Genomic DNA, 18,280 nt, shown 5'->3' with positions numbered 1-18,280 from the left:
CACTCGATGATCGTCGATCCGCTTCCGGTCGCCTGGACCTTCGACGCGATCGGCACCGGATGGCGCATCGACACCGCCGAACCGGTCCCGGAGGACGCGCGCGCCGCGGTCGAGCAGCGCATCGAACGCTTCGATCGCGACTGGTCGCGCTTCCGGGACGACTCCCTCGTCACCCGGATCGCCCGCTCCCCCGGTCGTCACCGCCTGCCCGACGACGCCCCCGAGCTGCTCGGGTACTACCGCGAGCTCTACGAGGCGAGCGGCGGTCGGGTGTCGCCGCTCGTCGGGCGGGCGCTCGAATCGCTCGGCTACGACGCGCAGTACCGGCTGGTCCCCACCTCGACGCCGGCCCGGGTGCCCGCCTGGGACGACGCGATCGCCTGGGACGGCGAGTTCCTCGACACGGTGACGCCGGTGCTGCTCGACCTGGGCGCGGCGGGGAAGGGCCGCCTCGTCGACCTGGTGAGCGCGGTGCTGGTCGAGCACGGCATCCGTCGCCATGTCGTGGATGCCGGCGGCGACCTGGTCACCCGCGGCGTGCCCCTGCGGGTCGCGCTCGAGCATCCGGGCGACCCGAGCAAGGCCATCGGCGTCGTCGATCTCAGCGGCGACGACCCGGCCCGCCTCGCCCTGTGCGCGAGCGCCGCGAATCGGCGCGCCTGGGGCGAGGGCCTGCACCACGTGCTCGACGCCGTGACAGGCCTGCCGACGGGCGCGGTGGTCGCGAGCTGGGCGATCGCCGCCAGCGCCATGATCGCCGACGGCGCGGCCACCGCCCTGTTCTTCGACACGGATCCGCAGTTGTACCGCGCCCACGACGTGATCACCATCAGGATGTTCGCCGACGGGCGCGTCGAACATTCGCCCTCGTTCTCAGGAGAGTTGTTCCTATGACCGCATGGCTGGACCGCATCCTCGGACGCGTGACGATGTACGGGCTCGTGGTCATCTGCCTCGTCGCCATCGCGGCCGTGGCGCTCGTGCGGAGCGCCCTCGGTCAGCTGTCGTTCTCGCCCCTGGCGCTGCTGGCCAGCGGCGCCGTGCTGCTGCTGTCGTCGTATCTCGCCAACGGGGTCGCCGGGCTCATCGTCAACACCCGGCCGCAGCTCAGCTCGACGGCGATCACGGCCCTGCTGCTGCTGTTCATCTTCCCGCCGACCCTCGATCTGCTCGGCCTCGCGGCCCTCGCCCTGGCCTCGGTGGTCGCCGTGCTCGCGAAGTACCTCCTGGCGTTCCGCGGGCGGCACGTCTTCAACCCGGCGGCGCTGGGAGCCTTCGTGGTCGGGCTCACCGGGCTGAACTTCAGCGTCTGGTGGGTCGCGACGCCACTGCTGCTGCCCGTCGTGGCGATCGGCGCGTTCCTCGTGCTGTGGCGCACCCGGCGGTTCCCGCTCGCCCTGGTCTTCCTCGTCGTGGCGACCGCCAACGTGGTCGTGCGCAGCGCCGTGCACGGCGTGCCCGTCGTCGACGGCATCTCGACGGCCCTGCTCTCGCTTCCCCTGGTGTTCTTCGCGGGCTTCATGCTCGACGAACCGCTCACGCTGCCGCCCCGGCGCTGGCAGCAGCTCGCCGAGGCGGCGATCGTCGGGGTGCTGTTCTACCTGCAGTTCACGGCGGGCCCGCTCACCTCGACCCCCGAGTTCGCCCTGCTGATCGGCAACCTGCTGGCGTTCTTCGCGGGGCAGCGGCGCGGCATCCGACTGGTCTTCCTGGGGCGCTCGCCCCTCACCGCGACGAGCTGGCGGTTCGACTTCCGCCCGCTGGCCCCCGTGCGGTTCACCCCGGGCCAGCACATGGAGCTCACCCTCCCGCACGCCAAGACCGACTCGCGCGGCTGGCGTCGGGTCTTCAGCATCGCGTCGGCACCCGGCGACGGCGGCACCGTGCGCTTCGCCATGCGTCTGCCGGAGCGATCCAGCAGCTTCAAGGCGGCGCTTCTCGCGCTCGAACCGGGCGCCGTCGTGTCGGCCACCTCGGTGGGCGGCGACTTCGTGCTGCCGAAGGACCTCGGCAGACCGCTGCTGCTCGTGGCGGCCGGCATCGGCATCACGCCGTTCGTCAGCCAGCTCGAGCACGCGGCGGCGGTCGGCGAGCGGCGCGACATCGTGCTGCTGTACTCGGTCTCGAGCCCCGACGAGCTCGCCTTCGCCGAGGCGCTGCGCGCCGCCGGCTGCCGGGTGATCGTCGTCTCGCCGACGCCACCCATCGAACTGCCCGCGGGCTGGAGCTGGGCGGGGGCCGGGCCCGTCACCGCGGCGATGATCCATTCCGCGGTTCCGGATGCGGCGTCCCGCACGAGCTACCTCTCCGGACCGCCGGAGCTCGTCGCGAGTCTCGCGAAGGCCCTGCGCAGAAGCGGCGCACGCCGGACCGTCACCGACGTGTTCATCGGCTACTGAGCCTGCGGCGAGCGACGGAGCGATTCGACGACCCGCTCACCCGCTGACGGCTCCGCGGACTCCAACTCCTGGATCCCCGTCACGCGCAAGAGCGCGAGCCCGTCGGCGGCCGCGCTCCCCGGTGCGGCGGTGTAGACGACGATGCGAAGATCGCTCCCCGGCACCGTGAGCACGTCGCAGTCGAAATCGACCGAACCGATGAGGGGATGCCGGATCGTCTTGCGGGTCGATGTCCCCGGCGCCAGCTCATAGCGGTCCCACAGCGTCGCGAACCGAGCACTGCGCCGCCGCAGCTCGGCGATCATGGCCACCAGCTCCCGGTCGTCGGGATACCGCCCGACCGCGATGTGCAGGTCGGCGACGATACCGCTCTCGAAGGCATCCCGACCGGCCTTTTCGTGATGCACGCGGCCCTCCCCGACGGTGAAGACGCGCCAGACCAGGTTGCGTTCCCGGCCTTGCCACGGCGAAGGATCGCCGAGCAGCGCGGCCCAGAGCGCGTTCCACTGCACGATCTCCCAGCCCGAGGTGTACACGGCGAGTGCGGTATCGGCCAGTCGGTCGATCATCCGCTGGATGCCCGGCGGCACGTGTCGTGGGACGGTCCCCGCTGACGGAGGAGCGACGCCGGCCATGCGGTACAGGGCATCCCGTTCCTCGACGGTGAGCCGCAGGGCGTGCGCCAGTGCGCCGATCACCTGCGGAGACGGGTTGCGGGCGCGGCCCTGCTCGAGCCGGACCAGATAGTCGACCGAGACGCCCGCGAGCGCCGCGAGCTCCTCGCGCCGCAGGCCCGGCACCCGCCGGCCGGCACCCGAGGCGACGCCCACGGCGCCCGGGGTCACCCGATCGCGCCAGGCACGCAATGCGGCAGCGAGCTCGAGTTCCATCGCTCCAGTCTGCGCCCTGGAGCCGGAACCCCGGGTGGTACTGACGGTCCCCCCGTCGGGCACGCACTGGATGGGCCGATGCCGTCCGCGCAGACTCGAGGGCATGACCACAACACTGATCACCGGAGCCAACAAGGGCCTCGGCTACGAGGCGTCCCGCCGTCTGCTTGAACTCGGCCACATCGTCTATCTCGGCGCCCGCGACGAAGAACGCGGGCGCGCAGCCGCGCAGGCGCTCGGCGCTCGGTTCGTGCTGATCGATGTCACCGACGACGACTCGGTCGCACGGGCCGTCGACCGCATCCGTGACGACGAGGGTCACCTCGATGTGCTCGTCAACAACGCGGGCATCACGGGTGGTCGAGCCACTGCCGATGAGCTCGGTGCCGAACAGATGAAGACGACCTTCGACACCAATGTCTTCGGGGTGGTCCGAGTCACTCGCGCCACGCTTCCCCTGTTGCGCAAGTCGGAGAACCCGGTCATCGTCAATGTCAGCAGCGGACTGGGCTCGCTCAGCATCGTCACCGACCCGACGCGGATGGAGTGGCCTTTCCCCTCGCTGGCGTACAGCGCATCGAAGGCCGCGGTCCTCATGTTGACGGTCCAATACGCCAAGGCGCTCCCCGAGCTGCGCATCAATGCCGTCGATCCCGGATACACCGCGACGGATCTCAACGGGAACAGCGGGACGCAGACCGTTCGGGAGGGCACGGACGCGATCATCCGTCTGGCCACGATCGATCGCGACGGTCCGACGGGCACCTTCCAAGACCGCTCCGGCACGGTTCCCTGGTGAATGTTCGCCCTCGGCGAGCAGCATCGCCGGGGTCTGGCACTCTCATACCGAGAGTGCTAATCTGGCGAAAAGTTGAGTCATCAAGACTCATGTCAATCCTCAGGAGGACCAGATGGCAATGTTCTTCGACCCGTTCCGCGAGTTCGACCGCGTGGCAGGGGAGCTGCTCGACTCGCGCCAGGGCCCCCGGCTGATGCCGATCGACCTGTATCGCGACGGCGACCACTACGTGCTCAACGCCGACCTGCCGGGCATCGACCCGGGCAGCGTCGACATCGACGTGGACGGCCAGTTGCTCAGCATCCGCGCCGAGCGCACCCCGCGCAGCCAGGCGGGCGTCAAGTGGATCACCCGTGAGCGCAACGCCGGCTCGTTCCTGCGCCAGTTCAACCTCGGCCAGGGCATCGACACCACCGCGATCTCGGCGAACTACGAGAACGGCGTGCTGAGCGTCGTGATCCCCGTGAGCGAGAAGGCCAAGCCGCGCAAGATCGAGGTGCAGACCTCCTCGGGGCCGACCGCGGTTGAGACGCACGCCGAGACGACCGGCGGTTCCACCACGACGGAGTCCGCGACCGCGTGAATCACCCTCGAGGGGCCCTGAGCGATTCTGCTCCGGGCCCCTCGTCGTTCGCCGTCGGTCGCTCGCAGTAGCGTCATCGCATGGTGGCCCACGCCGACAAACCGGAGCTGTTCTTCGAGACGGCCGACGACTGGGAACGCTGGCTCGACTCCGAGACCGCCGACCGCCCGGATGCCGTGCGGCTCCGCCTGCGCAAGACCGGATCGTCCGCCCCGGGCATGCTGCACGCCGAGGCGCTGCAGGTCGCGCTCTGCTTCGGTTGGATCGACGGCCAGGCCGGCCCCGTCGACGACGACTACTTCACCGTCGGCTTCAGCGTTCGGCGGCCCCGAAGCCTCTGGTCGCAACGCAACCGCGAGTACGTCGAGCGGTTGATCGCCGAGGGGCGCATGCGCCCGGCGGGCCACCGCGAGATCGAGCACGCCAAGGCCGATGGCAGGTGGGATGCCGCCTATCGGCAGGCGACCACGGCGGTTCCCGCCGACCTGCGCGCCGCACTCGACGCCAACCCGGCCGCCGCGGCGGTGTTCGAGTCGCTCACGGCGCAGAACCGCTTCTCCGTGATCTTCCGCATCGACAACGTCAAGCGCGCGACGACGCGGGCGGCCAAGATCGCCGGCTTCGTCGAGTCCCTGGCCCGTGGCGAGACGCCGCACCCGCAGAAGAAGGGCATCCCGCCGACGCCCTGAGGCAGGCGGGGTCCCTCGCCCCCGGCGGGGCTCAGCCCAGGCGCGCCTTGAGGTTGGTGTCGAGGCTGTCCAGGAAGTCCTCGGTCGTCTGCCACGGCTCGTCCGGTCCGACCAGCAGGGCCAGGTCCTTCGTCATCTTGCCGCTCTCGACCGTTGTGATCACGACATCCTCGAGGGTCGCGGCGAAGTCGATGAGGGCCTGGTTGCCGTCGAGCTTGCCGCGGTGCTGCAGGCCGCGCGTCCAGGCGTAGATCGACGCGATCGGGTTCGTCGAGGTGGGCTTGCCCTGCTGGTGCATGCGGTAGTGGCGCGTCACCGTGCCGTGGGCCGCCTCGGCCTCGACGATCTTGCCGTCGGGGGTCGTGAGCACCGAGGTCATCAGGCCCAGCGACCCGAAGCCCTGAGCGACCGTGTCGCTCTGCACGTCGCCGTCGTAGTTCTTGGTGGCCCAGACGTAGCCGCCCTCCCACTTCATGGCGCTCGCGACCATGTCGTCGATGAGGCGGTGCTCGTAGGTGAGTCCGGCGGCGTCGTACTGCGCCTTGAACTCGGCCTCGAAGATCTCGGCGAAGATGTCCTTGAAGCGGCCGTCGTAGGCCTTGAGGATCGTGTTCTTGGTCGAGAGGTACACCGGGTAGTTGCGGGCCAGGCCGTAGTTCAGCGAGGCGCGCGCGAAGTCGCGGATCGAGGCATCCAGGTTGTACATGGCCATCGCGACGCCCGAGCCGGGCGCCTGGAAGACCTCGAAGCTCTGCGCCTCGCCGCCGTCCTTCGGCTGGAACGAGATGGTGAGCGTGCCCTCGCCCTCGAAGCGGAAGTCGGTGGCGCGGTACTGGTCGCCGAAGGCGTGGCGGCCGATGATGATCGGCTTGTTCCAGCCCGGAACCAGGCGCGGGATGTTCGAGATGATGATCGGCTCGCGGAAGATGACGCCGCCGAGGATGTTGCGGATCGTGCCGTTCGGGCTCTTCCACATCTTCTTCAGGCCGAACTCCTCGACGCGGGCCTCATCGGGGGTGATGGTGGCGCACTTGACGCCGACGCCGTGCTTCTGGATGGCGTGCGCCGCATCGATCGTGACCTGGTCGTCGGTCGCGTCGCGGTTCTCGATCCCGAGGTCGTAGTACTCGAGGTCGATGTCGAGGTAGGGGTGGATGAGGCGGTCTTTGATGAACTGCCAGATGATGCGGGTCATCTCGTCGCCGTCGAGTTCGACGACCGTTCCTTCGACCTTGATCTTCTCGACCACGTCTCTCCTCTTTTCCGTGTGCCGTCGCATCGACGGCGCACACGTTGCGCGGCACGGACGCGGTTCGCGCCACGTCTGCCTGAGTCGTTCGGCCCATCCTGCGGGCCGGGGATCAGCTTATCGCGTTCTCCAGATATCTCGATATCGAGAGACTTCCGCGCTGGTGGCCCGCGCGGGTTAGCCTGGGGGGATGGCAGACCTGACCCTGCAGGAGTTGACCGCCCAGACGATCGTCGCGGCGAACGGTCTCACGCTCAAACCGGGCCAGGAGGCATTCCTCAAGCCCGAGACCTACACCCACGCCGAAGAGGAGCTCGACCCCTCGGGTTCGTGGCCACGAGTCGTGCTCGACGGCGAGCGCGTGGTCGGGTACGTCATGGGGTCGTTCGACGCGGATTCGCCCGAGGACTACCTGCGGGCCGCGCTCTGGCGCATCGAGGTCGCCGAAGGCGCCCAGGGCATGGGCGTCGGCCGGTTCGCGGTGAAGGCCTTCGCCGACGAGGCCCGCGCCCGCGGCTTCTCCCGGGCGACGGTCGTATGGGCCAGCGGCGAGGCCGGGCCCGAGAAGTTCTTCAAGGCGGTCGGGTTCGTCGTGGTGGGGCAGACGCCGTACGGCGAGAACCTCGGCGCCCTCGAGTTGTAGGGCAGATGCCGCCGCGCGAGCCGAACCCCGAGTTCGCCGAGGCCGTGCTCGCGGTGGTCGCGTCGATTCCGCCTGGCATGGTCATGAGCTACGGCGACGTGGCGGCCGCGATCGGCTCGCGCGCTCCGCGCGCCGTGGGAGCGGTGATGGCCTGGTACGGCGGGGACGTTCCGTGGTGGCGGGTGGTGCGGGCATCCGGACACCCGGTCGCCGACCATGAGGCCCGCGCCCTCGAGTACTACCGCACCGAGGGGACGCCGCTGAGGTGGTCGGGCGACTCCTTCCGCATCGACCTCGCGACGGCGCGCCACGACCCGAGCGCCTGACCCGCGACGCCGCCCGCCCGTCGCCGGCCAAGCCCGGCCCGCACCGGCCTCGCCGCCCGACCCCGCGGTCGGCCCAGCACGATGTCGGATGACACGTGGCCACGCGCACGCAGCGACCGCAACGCGCGCCCTGGCCCGACACCGTGCTCGCGCCAACGCGCGAACGCCCGCCCCCGGAAACGACGAAGGCGCCGCCCGTGACCGGACGGCGCCTTCGCGCATGCGGCTCGCGCCGCGGGAAACTACTTGAGGGTGACGGTCGCGCCGGCCTCTTCGAGAACGGCCTTGGCCTTCTCGGCGGCTTCCTTGTTCGCGCCCTCGAGGACGGTCGACGGCGCACCGTCGACAAGCGCCTTCGCCTCGCCCAGCCCGAGGCTGGTGAGGGTGCGCACCTCCTTGATGACCTGGATCTTCTTCTCGCCGGCCGACTCGATGACGACGTCGAAGGAATCCTTCTCCTCGACCTCTTCCACCGGGGCAGCAGCGCCGGCACCAGCGGCCGCGACGGCGACCGGGGCAGCGGCGGTGACCTCGAAGGTCTCCTCGAACTTCTTCACGAAGTCGCTGAGCTCGATGAGCGACAGCTCCTTGAACGCTTCGAGCAGCTCGTCAGTGCTGAGCTTTGCCATTTCTTTCTCCTTGCTTGTGGTTCAGATGGGTGATGAGCTCGTCCGGGTGGACGGTCAGCTTGCGGATTCCTGCTTCTCGCGCAGCGCGTCGACCGTGCGAACGGCCTTCGACAGCGGCGCCTGGAACAGATAGGCAGCACCGAACAGCGAGGCCTTGAAGGCGCCGGCCAGGCGGGCCAGCATCACCTCACGGGTCTCGAGATCGGCGAGCTGCCCGACCTCTGCCGCTGAGAGCGGGGCGCCATCGAAATAGCCGCCCTTCACCACGAGCAGGGGGTTGGCCTTGGAGAAGTCACGCAGAGCCTTCGCGACGGTCACGGTGTCACCGTGAACGAAGGCGATGGCCGAAGGTCCGGCAAGCTCGTCGTCGAACGCGGTGATACCCGCCCCGTTCGCCGCGATCTTGGTCAGCGTGTTCTTCACCACGGCATAGCTCGCGTGCTCACGGATGTTGCCGCGCAGCTGCTTGAGCTGCGCCACCGTGAGACCGCGGTACTCGGTGAGCACGACCGCGTTCGAGGTGCGGAACAAGTCCGTCAGCTCGGCGACCGTTGCTTCCTTGTTCGCCATGGCGCTCTTTCCTGGTTGGTATTCATGGATGCGGCCGCACTCCGCCGGCTGAACATCGAAAAAGCTCCGGCGCAGAACGCACGGAGCTCATACCCAGAAAACCAGGAAAATCACTTCACACGCCTGCGCGGGCTCCCGGGGAATCTCTTCCCGATGGGACTTCGTCCATCGCGCCCTTACGGACACGGCGGAGACCAGCGGTCTACGGCCTTGACTAGAGTACGCGACGACGCCCGCGCTGGCAAACCGGGCTCAGTCCTCCGTCGTCGCCTCGGGGGCCGTGTCGCCGGCCGACGTCGAGCCGGGGGCGATGGGGGGCGTCGTGTCGGGCTTCGGCCCGACTCTCGGCGTCTGCCTCGGCTTGGCGCCGGGCTTCGGCTGAGTGGATGCCGACGACTCGGCGGATGGCTGGGCAGGGGATTCCTGCGCGGGTTTCGGCTTCCGCGCGGCGGGCTTCTGGGTGGGCGGCTTCTGGACCAGCGGCTTCTGCACGGGCGGCTTCTGCACCGGTGGCTTGCCGGATGCCGCGGCGGTCGTCGCCGTGCGTCCGGCCGATCTCGAGGCGGGCGGCTTCGACGTGGCCGGCTTCGTGACCGGGGTGGCGCGTGATCCGGGGGTGGACCGCGGGGAGTGCGCGCCGGGCGATGGAACAGGGGCGGCCGCCGGCGACGGAGCGCGCGCCGGCTCGACCGTTGACGCCGGGGTCACCACGGGCTCAGGCGGTGCCGGCGCGGCCTGCTGCCCGCCGCCCGCCCCCGCCGAACCGACCGCGATCCGCCTCTGCCGACGGCTCTGCACGACGAGCGCACTGAGGATGATCACCACGATCGCCGCCACGAGACCGATCGCCAGCAGGAGTCCCGTGTTCGGGTCGCCCTGCACCGGCACCGGGGTGGCTCCCGCGACAAGCCGCAGCGAGTCGACCGGGGCCGGCGTCGTCAGACCGGACGAGCCCGCGACGAGCGGCGTGACCACCCCGTCGGCCAGCGCGAGCCAGGCTCCGGTCGCGGTGTCGCGCACGAGCGCGGCGGCGGCGGGAACCTGCGACATCGCGGTCGCCAGCGCGGGCTTCGGCGAGAACTGGGCGAGTTCGGGCTCGACGGTCTGCGGGTTGATCCAGATCGTTGCGAGACCGACGGGCTTGTCGCCGATCGTGATCGGCACGACCCAGTTGTTCGTCAGCTGCACCGGGTGGTCGGTCTTGGCACCCGTGAGCCGCAGCGCGGTCCACTCGTAGACCCGACTGATCGCGCCGGCCTTCGTCGTGGCGTCGAAGTCGATGCCCGCGGTGCCCGAGGCGTTCTTGCCGTAGACATCGTTGAGGCGGGCGACCATGCCGCCGTCGGCGACGTAGCCGGCGACCTCGGCGGGCACCGAACCGAGACTCGCGGATGCCGCGGGAGCCGGCCCGAGCACCAGCGCGCCCAGCAGGCCGACGAGCAGCGCGACGAGCGCCGCGCGCGGCGCAGCACGGAAGGGTCGAGGGTCAGTCATGCGAGTCGGCTCTCGGGGATCGGGGTGATCCCATCAAATCACCCGTTCGACGCGGCAGACGGAAGGCGCAACGGGAGGCGCACGATGAATCGCGTGTCGCCCGGCCTGCTCTCGGCGCTCACGGTGCCGGAATGGGCTTCGACCACCGCCGCGACGATCGACAGGCCGAGGCCGGTGCTGCCCGTGGCGCGGGAACGGGATCCGTCGCCGCGCGCGAAGCGCTCGAAGAGCACGGGAAGGAGTTCGGGAGCGATTCCCGGGCCGTCGTCCGCGACCGTGATCACCGCGTCGTGGCCCTCGACCGCGAGCGTCGTCAGGACGCGCGTGCCCGGCGGGGTGTGGGCCCGCGCGTTGGCGAGCAGGTTGACGATGACCTGGTGCAGGCGCCCGCGGTCGCCGGCGACCACGACCTCCGACTCCGGGGTCTGCAGCTGCCAGTCGTGATCGGGGGATGCGGCGTGGGCGTCGCTCACGGCATCCACCACCAGGGGCACCAGGTCGACCTCCCCGACCACGAGTTCCCGGCCGGCGTCGAGCCGGGCGAGCAGCAGGAGGTCTTCGACCAGCGACGTCATGCGGATCGACTCCGATTCGATCCGACCGAGCGAGCGCACGACGTCGTCGGGCAGCGCATAGCCGCCGCGCCGGGTCAGCTCCGAATAGCCCCGGATCGACGCCAGCGGCGTGCGCAGCTCGTGGCTGGCATCCGCGACGAACTGGCGCACCTTGTCTTCGCTCGCCTGGCGCGCGAGGAGCGCGCCCTCGACGTGGCCCAGCAGGCGGTTGAGAGCCGCACCGACCTGGCCGACCTCGGTGTTGGGATCGGTGTCGGCCTCCGGAACGCGGTCGGCCAGACTCACCTCGCCCCTCGCGAGCTCGAGCTCCGAGACCCGGGTGGCGGTCGCGGCGACCCGCCCGAGCGGGCGCAGCGCGACCCGCACGACGGCGGTGCCGGCGAGGGCCGCCGCGATCAGGGCAAGCAGCGCCACCAAGGCGAAGATCCGCAGCAGGTTGTCGGTGGTGGTGTCGACGTCGGCCATCGACTGGCCGATCACGACCACGGTCCCGTCGGGCCGGGTCGCGTAGGCCACCCGGTACGAGCCGAGCGCGCCTCCGAGATCGACGGTCGTCGGGGTGCGTTCGGCCACGTGCAGGGCGAGCAGGCTCTTCTGCTCCTGCGCGCTGAGGGCCACCGTGACGCCGTCCTCGCCGACCGCCTGGGAGATCTGGACGACTCCATCCAGCGACACCAGCAGCAGCGTGCCGAAGCGACGCGGGCCGGCGCCGTCGAAGGACCCCCCGGGCAGGTTCGCTCCCCCGACGTTGTCGTCGTTCGCCGAGAACCCCACCGAGGCCACGACCTGCCGATCGAGGCGGGTGAGCAGGTTCTGCCGCAGCGCGAAGGCGCTCGCCCCACCCACGATGACACTCACGACGGCGAGCAGCACGATGATGCCGACGAGGAGTCGGCGCTGCAGCGACCAGCGCGCGGGATGGAGGAGGGACGGCACTCTTCCTACTCTCGCTGCTCGCCTAGGTAAATCCTATGAAGGAGGCTGGAGCGCGCTTTGACTGCCGTCAGCGATCGCGGGTCAGACGTGGTCGCGCCAGCTGAACTGCGGGGCGTAGCCGAGCATCCGCTTCGCCTTGTCGATCGACAGCAGGGTCTCGTGCTCGTCGAGCTGCTTGGTCACCGGGACCCCCGGAAAGACCTCCGCGGCGAGCTCGGCGCTCGATCGCGACATCACCGTGTCGGTGGCGGCGATGATGAAGGCCTCGTAGCCCGGCCCGCGGGTCTCGAGCGCCTTCAGCACGGCCTGGCCGGCATCCCGCACGTCGATGTACCCCCAGAGGTTCCAGCGGCGCAGCTGCGGATCGGCGTCGAACGCCGGGAAGCCGGGGTACTCCGTGCCGTCCATGACATTCGAGAAGCGCAGCCCGGTGACGCTGAGCTCGGGGTCCCAACGGCAGAGCTGCGTCGCGAGCTGCTCCTCGAGGTGCTTCACGAGCGAGTAGGTCGAGTTCGGGACCGCCGGGTACTCCTCGTCGACCGGCAAGTACGGCGGCGGAACGTCGAAGGGCAGCCCGAGCACGGTCTCGCTCGAGGCGTGCACGATGCGGCGGATGCCGGCCTTGCGGCAGGCCTCGAAGACGTTGTAGCCGACCGCCATGTTGTTCTGGAACGTGGCGACGTTGCTCGCCAGCCCCGGAGCGGGGATCGCCGCGAGGTGCACGACCGCGTCCAGCGAGTCGAAGACCTCCTCGACCCCGCTGAGCGCGTCGGCGACCTGCCCGTAGTCGCTCAGGTCGATCTCGACGAAGCCCGGTCCGCGGGCCGGTCCGCCGGGAGCGGGGGCGCGATCCAGGTTGAACACGTCGTGCCCTGCCTCGCGCAGAACGGCGACGACGCCGCGCCCCAGCTTGCCGCTGCCTCCGGTGACTGCGATCCGCATCCGACCGTCCTTCCCTCGGGTCAACGGTAGCCCCCCGGTTCCCCTCACCGAGGCGGCGGGGGCGGCGGCGCTCAGCTCGCGGGCTTGATGAGGTAGCCGACGCCGCGCACGGTGTGGATCATCGGGGCGGCATCCGCATCGATCTTCTTGCGCAGGTACGAGATGTAGATCTCGACGATGCTCGATCGGCCGCCGAAGTCGTAGCTCCAGACCCGGTCGAGGATCTGCGACTTGCTCAGAACGCGGCGCGGGTTGCGCATGAGGTAGCGCAGCAGCTCGAACTCGGTGGCCGTGAGCTCGATCGGGACGCCCGCGCGCGACACCTCGTAGCTCTCCTCGTTCAGGAGCAGGTCTCCGACCCGCAGTTCGGGATCGATCGCGTCGCTCACGATGCGCGACGAGCGCCGGATGAGCCCGCGCAGACGGGCCACGACCTCCTCGAGGCTGAACGGCTTGGTGACGTAATCGTCGCCGCCGGCGGTGAGCCCGGCGATCCTGTCGTCGACCGAGTCCTTCGCCGTCAGGAACAGCACCGGGATGTCGAGGCCGTCCGCGCGCATCCGGTGCAGCACCTCGAGGCCGTCCAGGTCGGGCATCATCACATCGAGCACGACCACGTCGGGCTTGAACTGCCGGGCGATCGAGAGAGCCTGCTGGCCCCCGGTGGCGGTGCGGACATCCCAGCCCTCGTATCGGAGGGCCATCTGCAGAAGGTCGCCGAGCGACACCTCATCGTCGACGACGAGGGCTCGCACAGGCGAGCCGTCGATGCGGGTGAGCTTGGCCGGCGGGAGCGTCTGAGGTGTGGTCACCTGTCTATGAAGCTCCCGCCGGCTATGAGGATCCTGTGAAGCGGACGAACGCTTGCCGAGCAGGTTCGGGCCGGGCTCGGTCAGCGGTCGAGTCGCCTCAGACCCGATGCGCCCGGTGCGCTCCACGGGGGCGACGACCGGTGCCGCCGACCACGAGGGCGACGACTCCGAAGAGAGCGATGACTCCGAAGAGCACGAGGGTCGGCACCGGGGCGAATCCGGTGGCGGCGGCCTGCTCGTGTGCGAGGTGGGCGACCTCCTTGGCTGCACCTGCGATGTTCCCCAGCTGGTCCATCTCGTCCGTCCTCACGTCGTCCCGCCCCCAGGCGGAGTATGTCAGTTGAAAGGGGGACTGGTTTGTCCCCCATATGAAAGCTACGGCCATGTCCCCCCGAATGCCGACACTCGTTCGGGGGGTTCGTCTGCCCCACTCCGGGGGGTGTCCTCCATAGTGCCGACACTCGTTCGGGGGTGATTCGGCCGGTTCGGGGTACAGCAACCGGGGGACGAGCGTCGCACCACGCGATGACCGGGGCACGCCCCACAATGGACGGGTGACCCTCGTGCAGCCCACCCTCTCCCTGTGGGACGACCCCCCGAGCCGGCACACCGACCGCATCGTCGCCGACGCGAACGACCGGGTCGCCTGGCTCAAGGCCCGCGCCCGCGGCGTCACCGCAACCGATGTCGCGCGGCTCTCGGGCCCCAAGGCCCTCAACGGCCTCGCGCTCGAGAAGCTGCTGGGCAGCCGCTTCGGCGGCAACGCGTTCACGGCGCACGGCCGGCTGCGCGAGCCGGAGATCGCACACTGGGCCCGGCGCGTCTACGGGATGCAACCGAGCAGCGCGCTGTTCCACGCCGACGGTCGGCCCGAGCACCTCGCCACCCCCGACGGGATGCGGGAGCGGGCGCTCTCGGCCGCCGGTTCCGACAACCGGACGGCCCTCGAGCTGTGCGAGATCAAGACCACGAACTCGGCGTGGAGGAGCATCCCGCGGCACTACCTGCGTCAGGTGTGGTGGCAGCAGTACGTGTTAGGCGCCGAGCGCACCCTCGTCGTCTGGGAGCAGCACGACGGGTTCGTGCCGGTCGGCGCCGAGCCCGAGGTGCGCTGGGTCGACCGGGACGAGAACGAGATCCACCGCCTGATCGGCCTGGCCGATCAGCTGCTGGCCGCGATGCGCCGCTGACGGGAGCGACGAAGTCCGCACGACCGCGAGCGAGGCGCCGAAGACGACGATCCAACTCAGGCCGACGGTCGTGGCGACCAGCTCGAGGCGGCTGCCCAGGCCGGTCTGGAAGTGCAGCAGCGACATGAGGCCGCCCGCCGCCGAGATCGCCGCGACCGCGACCGCGGCGGCCAGCGAGAAGCGCGCGAGCACCGGATGTCCGACCGCGAAGGCGCACTGCAGCATCGCCCAGCTGGCCGCGGCGAAGGCGAGGACCGCCGAGAGGGTGTGCACGAAATCCTGGAGCGTGAAGGTGGCGCCGACCGGAAGCGGACATCCGGGGGTGCAGCTCACCTGCGAGTCGATCAGGAAGAAGCCGGCGGCCGCCCAGAGCGAGACGGCCGGGATCCAGCCGCGCAGCATCCTCGCCCGCGAGCGGATGCCACGGCCCGCCCACGCGATGAGCGTCGCGCCCAGCACGATGAGCAGAAGCACGATCTGGAAGGCGTGGGCCGTCGGCATCCCGACCGCGCCGAGTTCGCTCACGTACAGCTCGTACGGCACGCTGAGACGCGTGATCCAGAGCATGACGAGAGCGGCGCCGAGGCACAGCGTGCCGATGAGCGCGGCCGAACGGTCGATCAGGCGCACGGCGGTCCCGGGGTTCGGAGTCTCAGCGGTCTCGGCGGTTCAGGCGATTGCCCGCAACGGCCACCGGGCGCCACGCCGCGAGACCCAGATGACCCCGGCGCCGACCGCAAGGATCACACCGGCGATGAGGATGACGTAGAACGCGACCGAGAAGTACCCCTCCGGCGAGAGCGAGGGGTCGAGGAAGGGATACGGGTACCAGGTCGGCTTCTTGCCGACCTCGTTGTACGCAAGGGGGCCCCGGATGAGCGTGTAGACCACCCAGAGGATCGGGAACGCCACGATGATCCGCAGCTCCCTCCACTCGAGTCGGCGACGGCCCGGCGCGAAGAACCAGTCGACGATGATGAGCAGCGGCGCGACGACGTGCAGCACCTCGTTCGACCAGGGCAGCGTCGTGCCCTGAGGCAGCTCGATGCCGCGCAGAAGCAGGTTGTAGACGACGAAGGTGACGACCATGTACGCCGTGACGCTCGCGCGCAGGATCGCGAACCACCGCGGGTCGTCCACCCGTCGCAGCAGCAGCACGGCACCGATCGCGAACACGACGACCGCGCCGACGTTGGAGTCGATCGTGAAGAAGCTGAAGAAGTTGACGAAGACGCCGGAGAGGTTGCGGATTCCGAGGCTCGCCCACTTGTTGTAGGTCGTGATCAGCTGACCGACCATGGCGGCAACGCCCGCGACGACCCCCGCGATCCGCAGAATCCCGAACAGTGCGCGCATGCCAGACCCCTCTGGGCACGCTTGCGCCCTGCCGAAATGCTAGTGGGTCGGCCATGGGGAGCTGAGGAAGGTTTGCAACACGGTGATGCCGCCGTAACACCGCCGTATCATTGCCCCCGTTTACTGGAGGGGAGGCGGGGAGGCCGAGGAGAATGACCACCATGCGGGCCATGACGATGTCGAAGGCCGGGGGGCCGGAGGTGCTCGGCATGGCCGAGGTCGAGCGACCCGTGCGGGTGAGTTCCGAGCTGCTCGTCAAGGTCGTGGCCGCCGGCGTCAATCCGATCGATGCGAAGACCCGCGCCGGCCGCGGCAGCTACCCCGCGATCTCGACCCTGCCCGCGATACTCGGTCTCGACTTCAGCGGCGTCGTCGTCGAGGCGCCCTACGCGGCGCATCCCCTTCAACCCGGAACCGAGGTGTACGGCATGGGGATGGTGCCGCGCATGAGCGGCTCGTACGCGGAGTACCTGACGGTGTCCGAGCTGAGCGTCGTGCGCAAGCCGAGCACGCTCTCGCACGCCGAAGCGGCCGGAGTCCCGGTGGCCGCGCTCACGGCGTGGGGCATGGTCGTCGAGACGGCGAAGGCCCACGAGGGGCAGCGGATGCTCATCCACGCCGGATCCGGCGGCGTCGGGCACTTCGCGGTGCAGTTCGCCGCGTACTTCGGTGCGCATGTCGTCGCGACGGGGTCCACGCGCAACGTCGGATGGCTGCGCGAACTCGGCGCCGCCGAGGTCGTCGACTACACGACGACGCGGTTCGAGGAGGCCGTCGACGAGGTGGATGCCGTGATCGACCTGATCGGAAACGTGAAGGACGAGACGGCGACGCGCTCGCTCTCGGTGCTCCGCCCGGGAGGCATCATCGTCAACGGGCCGAGCGGCAGCTGGCCGACCATGGCCGAGGAGGCCGCCGTCGCGGGCGTTCGTGCCACCGGCTACCAGGTCGCGCCCGACGGGGCGACGCTCGCCATCATCTCCCGGCTGCTCGAATCCGGCGATGTGCGGGTCTACCTCGACCAGGTCTTCGGTCTCGCCCAGGCGGCCGACGCCCACCGGAAGGTGGAAGAGGGCCACACCCGCGGCAAGATCGTGCTGTCGGTCAGCGACAGCTGAGCCACGCGGCTCGGCGGCGCAGCCCGGTAGCGCGGCTCAGGCCGGCGTCACGCCCGCATCCGCCGGGCTGCTGAATGCCGCATCGAACGACGCGGTCGGCAGCTCCCAGAGCAGCGAGCGGACGAAGTCGACCGCCTCGGCCGCTCCGTGCCGGCGCTCCATGCCGGCATCCTCCCACTCGACCGAGATCGGGCCCGCATAGCCGATCGAGCGCAGGGCGCGGAAGCAGTCCTCCCACGGCACGTCGCCGTGGCCGGTCGACACGAAGTCCCAGCCGCGACGCGGGTCGCCCCAGGGCAGGTGCGAGCCCAGCGCGCCGTAACGGCCGTTGGGGGTGCGCAGCCGGGTGTCCTTGCAGTCGACGTGGTAGATCCGATCGGCGAAGTCGGTGATGAAGGCCACCGGATCGACGTGCTGCCACATCATGTGCGAGGGGTCCCAGTTGAACCCGAACGCGGCACGATGCTCGATCGCCTCGAGGGCGCGCACGCTCGTCCAGTAGTCGTAGGCGATCTCGCTCGGGTGCACCTCGTGGGCGAACCGCACGCCCTCGCCGTCGAAGACATCGAGGATCGGGTTCCAGCGATCCGCGAAGTCCTGATAGCCGGCGTCGATCACCTGCCCGGGGACGGGAGGGAACATCGCCACGTACGGCCAGATCTTCGAGCCGGTGAAGCCGACGACCGTGTCGACGCCGAGCGCCCGTGCGGCTCTCGCCGTGAGCTTCAACTCCTCCGCGGCGCGCTGGCGCACCCCTTCGGCGTCGCCATCCCCCCACACCCGCGGGCGCACGATGGCCTGGTGACGGAAGTCGATCGGATCGTCGCAGACCGCCTGGCCCGTCAGGTGGGCCGAGATGGCGAAGACCTTCAGACCGTGCCGCTCGAGGATCTGCCGCCGGTCGGCGAGATAACCGGGATCCTCCGCCGCCCGCCAGACATCGAGATGCTCACCTGAACAGGCGATCTCGAGCCCGTCGTAGCCCCACTCGGCCGCGAGCTCCGCGACCTCCTCGAGCGGCAGATCGGCCCATTGACCCGTGAACAGAGTGACCGGGTGTGTCGTCAACGTCGTTCCCCT

20 protein-coding genes and 1 pseudogene are annotated in these 18,280 nt (G+C 70.0%); 9 read left to right on the top strand and 12 right to left on the bottom strand.

The genetic code is table 11. The annotated features are described in order from the left end of the window. The first annotated feature begins 6 nt into the window (after window positions 1–6). Together ACFPJ4_RS12440 and ACFPJ4_RS12435 are read left to right on the top strand one after the other, a co-directional pair. Window positions 7–894 (top strand): FAD:protein FMN transferase, encoded by an 888-nt coding sequence (locus ACFPJ4_RS12440; RefSeq protein ID WP_386740762.1) that lies wholly within the window; start codon window positions 7–9, stop codon window positions 892–894. Beyond that, window positions 891–2,399 (top strand): FAD-dependent oxidoreductase, encoded by a 1,509-nt coding sequence (locus ACFPJ4_RS12435; protein WP_386740761.1) that lies wholly within the window; start codon window positions 891–893, stop codon window positions 2,397–2,399. The genes ACFPJ4_RS12440 and ACFPJ4_RS12435 overlap by 4 nt, the downstream gene beginning before the upstream one ends. Here the strand turns inward: ACFPJ4_RS12435 and ACFPJ4_RS12430 are convergent. Beyond that, window positions 2,393–3,289, bottom strand: a complete 897-nt coding sequence (locus ACFPJ4_RS12430; protein WP_386740760.1) for a helix-turn-helix domain-containing protein — start codon at window positions 3,287–3,289, stop codon at window positions 2,393–2,395. The genes ACFPJ4_RS12435 and ACFPJ4_RS12430 overlap by 7 nt on opposite strands. A gap of 103 nt (window positions 3,290–3,392) precedes the next feature. On the opposite strand from ACFPJ4_RS12430, the gene ACFPJ4_RS12425 reads away from it, so the two are divergent. The 3 genes from ACFPJ4_RS12425 (at window position 3,393) to ACFPJ4_RS12415 (ending at window position 5,360) form a co-directional block, all read left to right on the top strand. Continuing rightward, window positions 3,393–4,088: an SDR family oxidoreductase gene (locus ACFPJ4_RS12425; RefSeq protein WP_386740759.1), complete on the top strand. Its 696-nt coding sequence runs from the start codon at window positions 3,393–3,395 to the stop codon at window positions 4,086–4,088. Window positions 4,089–4,200: 112 nt separating this feature from the next. After that, entirely contained in the window at window positions 4,201–4,671 is a 471-nt protein-coding gene (locus ACFPJ4_RS12420; RefSeq protein ID WP_386740758.1) for an Hsp20/alpha crystallin family protein, read from the top strand. A gap of 80 nt (window positions 4,672–4,751) precedes the next feature. Then, on the top strand, window positions 4,752–5,360 hold the full coding sequence (locus ACFPJ4_RS12415; protein ID WP_386740757.1) for a YdeI/OmpD-associated family protein: 609 nt from the start codon (window positions 4,752–4,754) through the stop codon (window positions 5,358–5,360). A 31-nt stretch (window positions 5,361–5,391) separates the two neighbouring features. On the opposite strand, the gene ACFPJ4_RS12410 is transcribed toward ACFPJ4_RS12415, so the two are convergent. After that, the gene (locus ACFPJ4_RS12410) at window positions 5,392–6,639 is read right to left on the bottom strand and encodes an NADP-dependent isocitrate dehydrogenase (RefSeq protein WP_465262168.1); all 1,248 of its coding nucleotides are present in this window, start codon (window positions 6,637–6,639) and stop codon (window positions 5,392–5,394) included. Between the two features lie 160 nt (window positions 6,640–6,799). On the opposite strand from ACFPJ4_RS12410, the gene ACFPJ4_RS12405 reads away from it, so the two are divergent. Both ACFPJ4_RS12405 and ACFPJ4_RS12400 read left to right on the top strand, forming a co-directional pair. Next, window positions 6,800–7,252, top strand: a complete 453-nt coding sequence (locus tag ACFPJ4_RS12405) for a GNAT family N-acetyltransferase (RefSeq protein ID WP_386740755.1) — start codon at window positions 6,800–6,802, stop codon at window positions 7,250–7,252. Between the two features lie 5 nt (window positions 7,253–7,257). After that, on the top strand, window positions 7,258–7,578 hold the full coding sequence (locus ACFPJ4_RS12400) for an MGMT family protein (RefSeq protein WP_386740754.1): 321 nt from the start codon (window positions 7,258–7,260) through the stop codon (window positions 7,576–7,578). Between the two features lie 242 nt (window positions 7,579–7,820). Here ACFPJ4_RS12400 and rplL read toward each other — a convergent pair whose 3' ends face one another. The 7 genes from rplL to ACFPJ4_RS12365 all read right to left on the bottom strand — a co-directional run bounded on the left by rplL (window position 7,821) and on the right by ACFPJ4_RS12365 (window position 13,831). Beyond that, window positions 7,821–8,207 carry a 50S ribosomal protein L7/L12 gene (rplL, locus tag ACFPJ4_RS12395; protein ID WP_386740753.1) on the bottom strand — a complete coding sequence of 129 codons (387 nt, stop codon included), beginning with the start codon at window positions 8,205–8,207 and terminating at the stop codon, window positions 7,821–7,823. A 54-nt stretch (window positions 8,208–8,261) separates the two neighbouring features. Then, window positions 8,262–8,777: a 50S ribosomal protein L10 gene (rplJ, locus tag ACFPJ4_RS12390; RefSeq protein ID WP_386740752.1), complete on the bottom strand. Its 516-nt coding sequence runs from the start codon at window positions 8,775–8,777 to the stop codon at window positions 8,262–8,264. 252 nt (window positions 8,778–9,029) lie between these two features. After that, on the bottom strand, window positions 9,030–10,271 hold the full coding sequence (locus ACFPJ4_RS12385) for a hypothetical protein (protein WP_386740751.1): 1,242 nt from the start codon (window positions 10,269–10,271) through the stop codon (window positions 9,030–9,032). 38 nt (window positions 10,272–10,309) lie between these two features. Further along, on the bottom strand, window positions 10,310–11,782 hold the full coding sequence (locus ACFPJ4_RS12380; RefSeq protein WP_386740750.1) for a sensor histidine kinase: 1,473 nt from the start codon (window positions 11,780–11,782) through the stop codon (window positions 10,310–10,312). Between the two features lie 81 nt (window positions 11,783–11,863). Beyond that, complete coding sequence (locus ACFPJ4_RS12375) at window positions 11,864–12,724, bottom strand: NAD-dependent epimerase/dehydratase family protein (protein ID WP_386740749.1); 861 nt, start codon at window positions 12,722–12,724, stop codon at window positions 11,864–11,866. 71 nt (window positions 12,725–12,795) lie between these two features. Further along, window positions 12,796–13,536: a response regulator transcription factor gene (locus tag ACFPJ4_RS12370; protein ID WP_386740748.1), complete on the bottom strand. Its 741-nt coding sequence runs from the start codon at window positions 13,534–13,536 to the stop codon at window positions 12,796–12,798. A 97-nt stretch (window positions 13,537–13,633) separates the two neighbouring features. Continuing rightward, window positions 13,634–13,831: a hypothetical protein gene (locus ACFPJ4_RS12365; protein WP_386740747.1), complete on the bottom strand. Its 198-nt coding sequence runs from the start codon at window positions 13,829–13,831 to the stop codon at window positions 13,634–13,636. Window positions 13,832–14,090: 259 nt separating this feature from the next. On the opposite strand from ACFPJ4_RS12365, the gene ACFPJ4_RS12360 reads away from it, so the two are divergent. Beyond that, window positions 14,091–14,726 (top strand): YqaJ viral recombinase family protein, encoded by a 636-nt coding sequence (locus tag ACFPJ4_RS12360; protein WP_386740746.1) that lies wholly within the window; start codon window positions 14,091–14,093, stop codon window positions 14,724–14,726. Between the two features lie 45 nt (window positions 14,727–14,771). Here ACFPJ4_RS12360 and ACFPJ4_RS12355 read toward each other — a convergent pair. Both ACFPJ4_RS12355 and ACFPJ4_RS12350 read right to left on the bottom strand, forming a co-directional pair. Then, window positions 14,772–15,293: pseudogene (locus ACFPJ4_RS12355) on the bottom strand (DUF998 domain-containing protein); the annotation flags it as partial. A gap of 102 nt (window positions 15,294–15,395) precedes the next feature. After that, on the bottom strand, window positions 15,396–16,082 hold the full coding sequence (locus ACFPJ4_RS12350; protein WP_386740745.1) for a Pr6Pr family membrane protein: 687 nt from the start codon (window positions 16,080–16,082) through the stop codon (window positions 15,396–15,398). 161 nt (window positions 16,083–16,243) lie between these two features. Between ACFPJ4_RS12350 and ACFPJ4_RS12345 the strand changes: the two genes are divergently transcribed. Further along, the gene (locus tag ACFPJ4_RS12345; protein WP_386740910.1) at window positions 16,244–17,200 is read left to right on the top strand and encodes an NADP-dependent oxidoreductase; all 957 of its coding nucleotides are present in this window, start codon (window positions 16,244–16,246) and stop codon (window positions 17,198–17,200) included. Window positions 17,201–17,236: 36 nt separating this feature from the next. Here ACFPJ4_RS12345 and ACFPJ4_RS12340 read toward each other — a convergent pair whose 3' ends face one another. Beyond that, a complete protein-coding gene (locus ACFPJ4_RS12340; protein WP_386740744.1) occupies window positions 17,237–18,268 on the bottom strand; it encodes a sugar phosphate isomerase/epimerase family protein in 1,032 nt (343 codons plus the stop codon). Window positions 18,269–18,280: the final 12 nt, after the last annotated feature.

The organism is Lysinimonas soli (assembly GCF_042655435.1).
Taxonomy (GTDB): Bacteria; Actinomycetota; Actinomycetes; order Actinomycetales; family Microbacteriaceae; genus Lysinimonas; species Lysinimonas soli.
The sequence above is the reverse complement of the archived record's forward strand: the minus strand, read 5'-3'. Positions and strand labels throughout refer to the sequence as shown.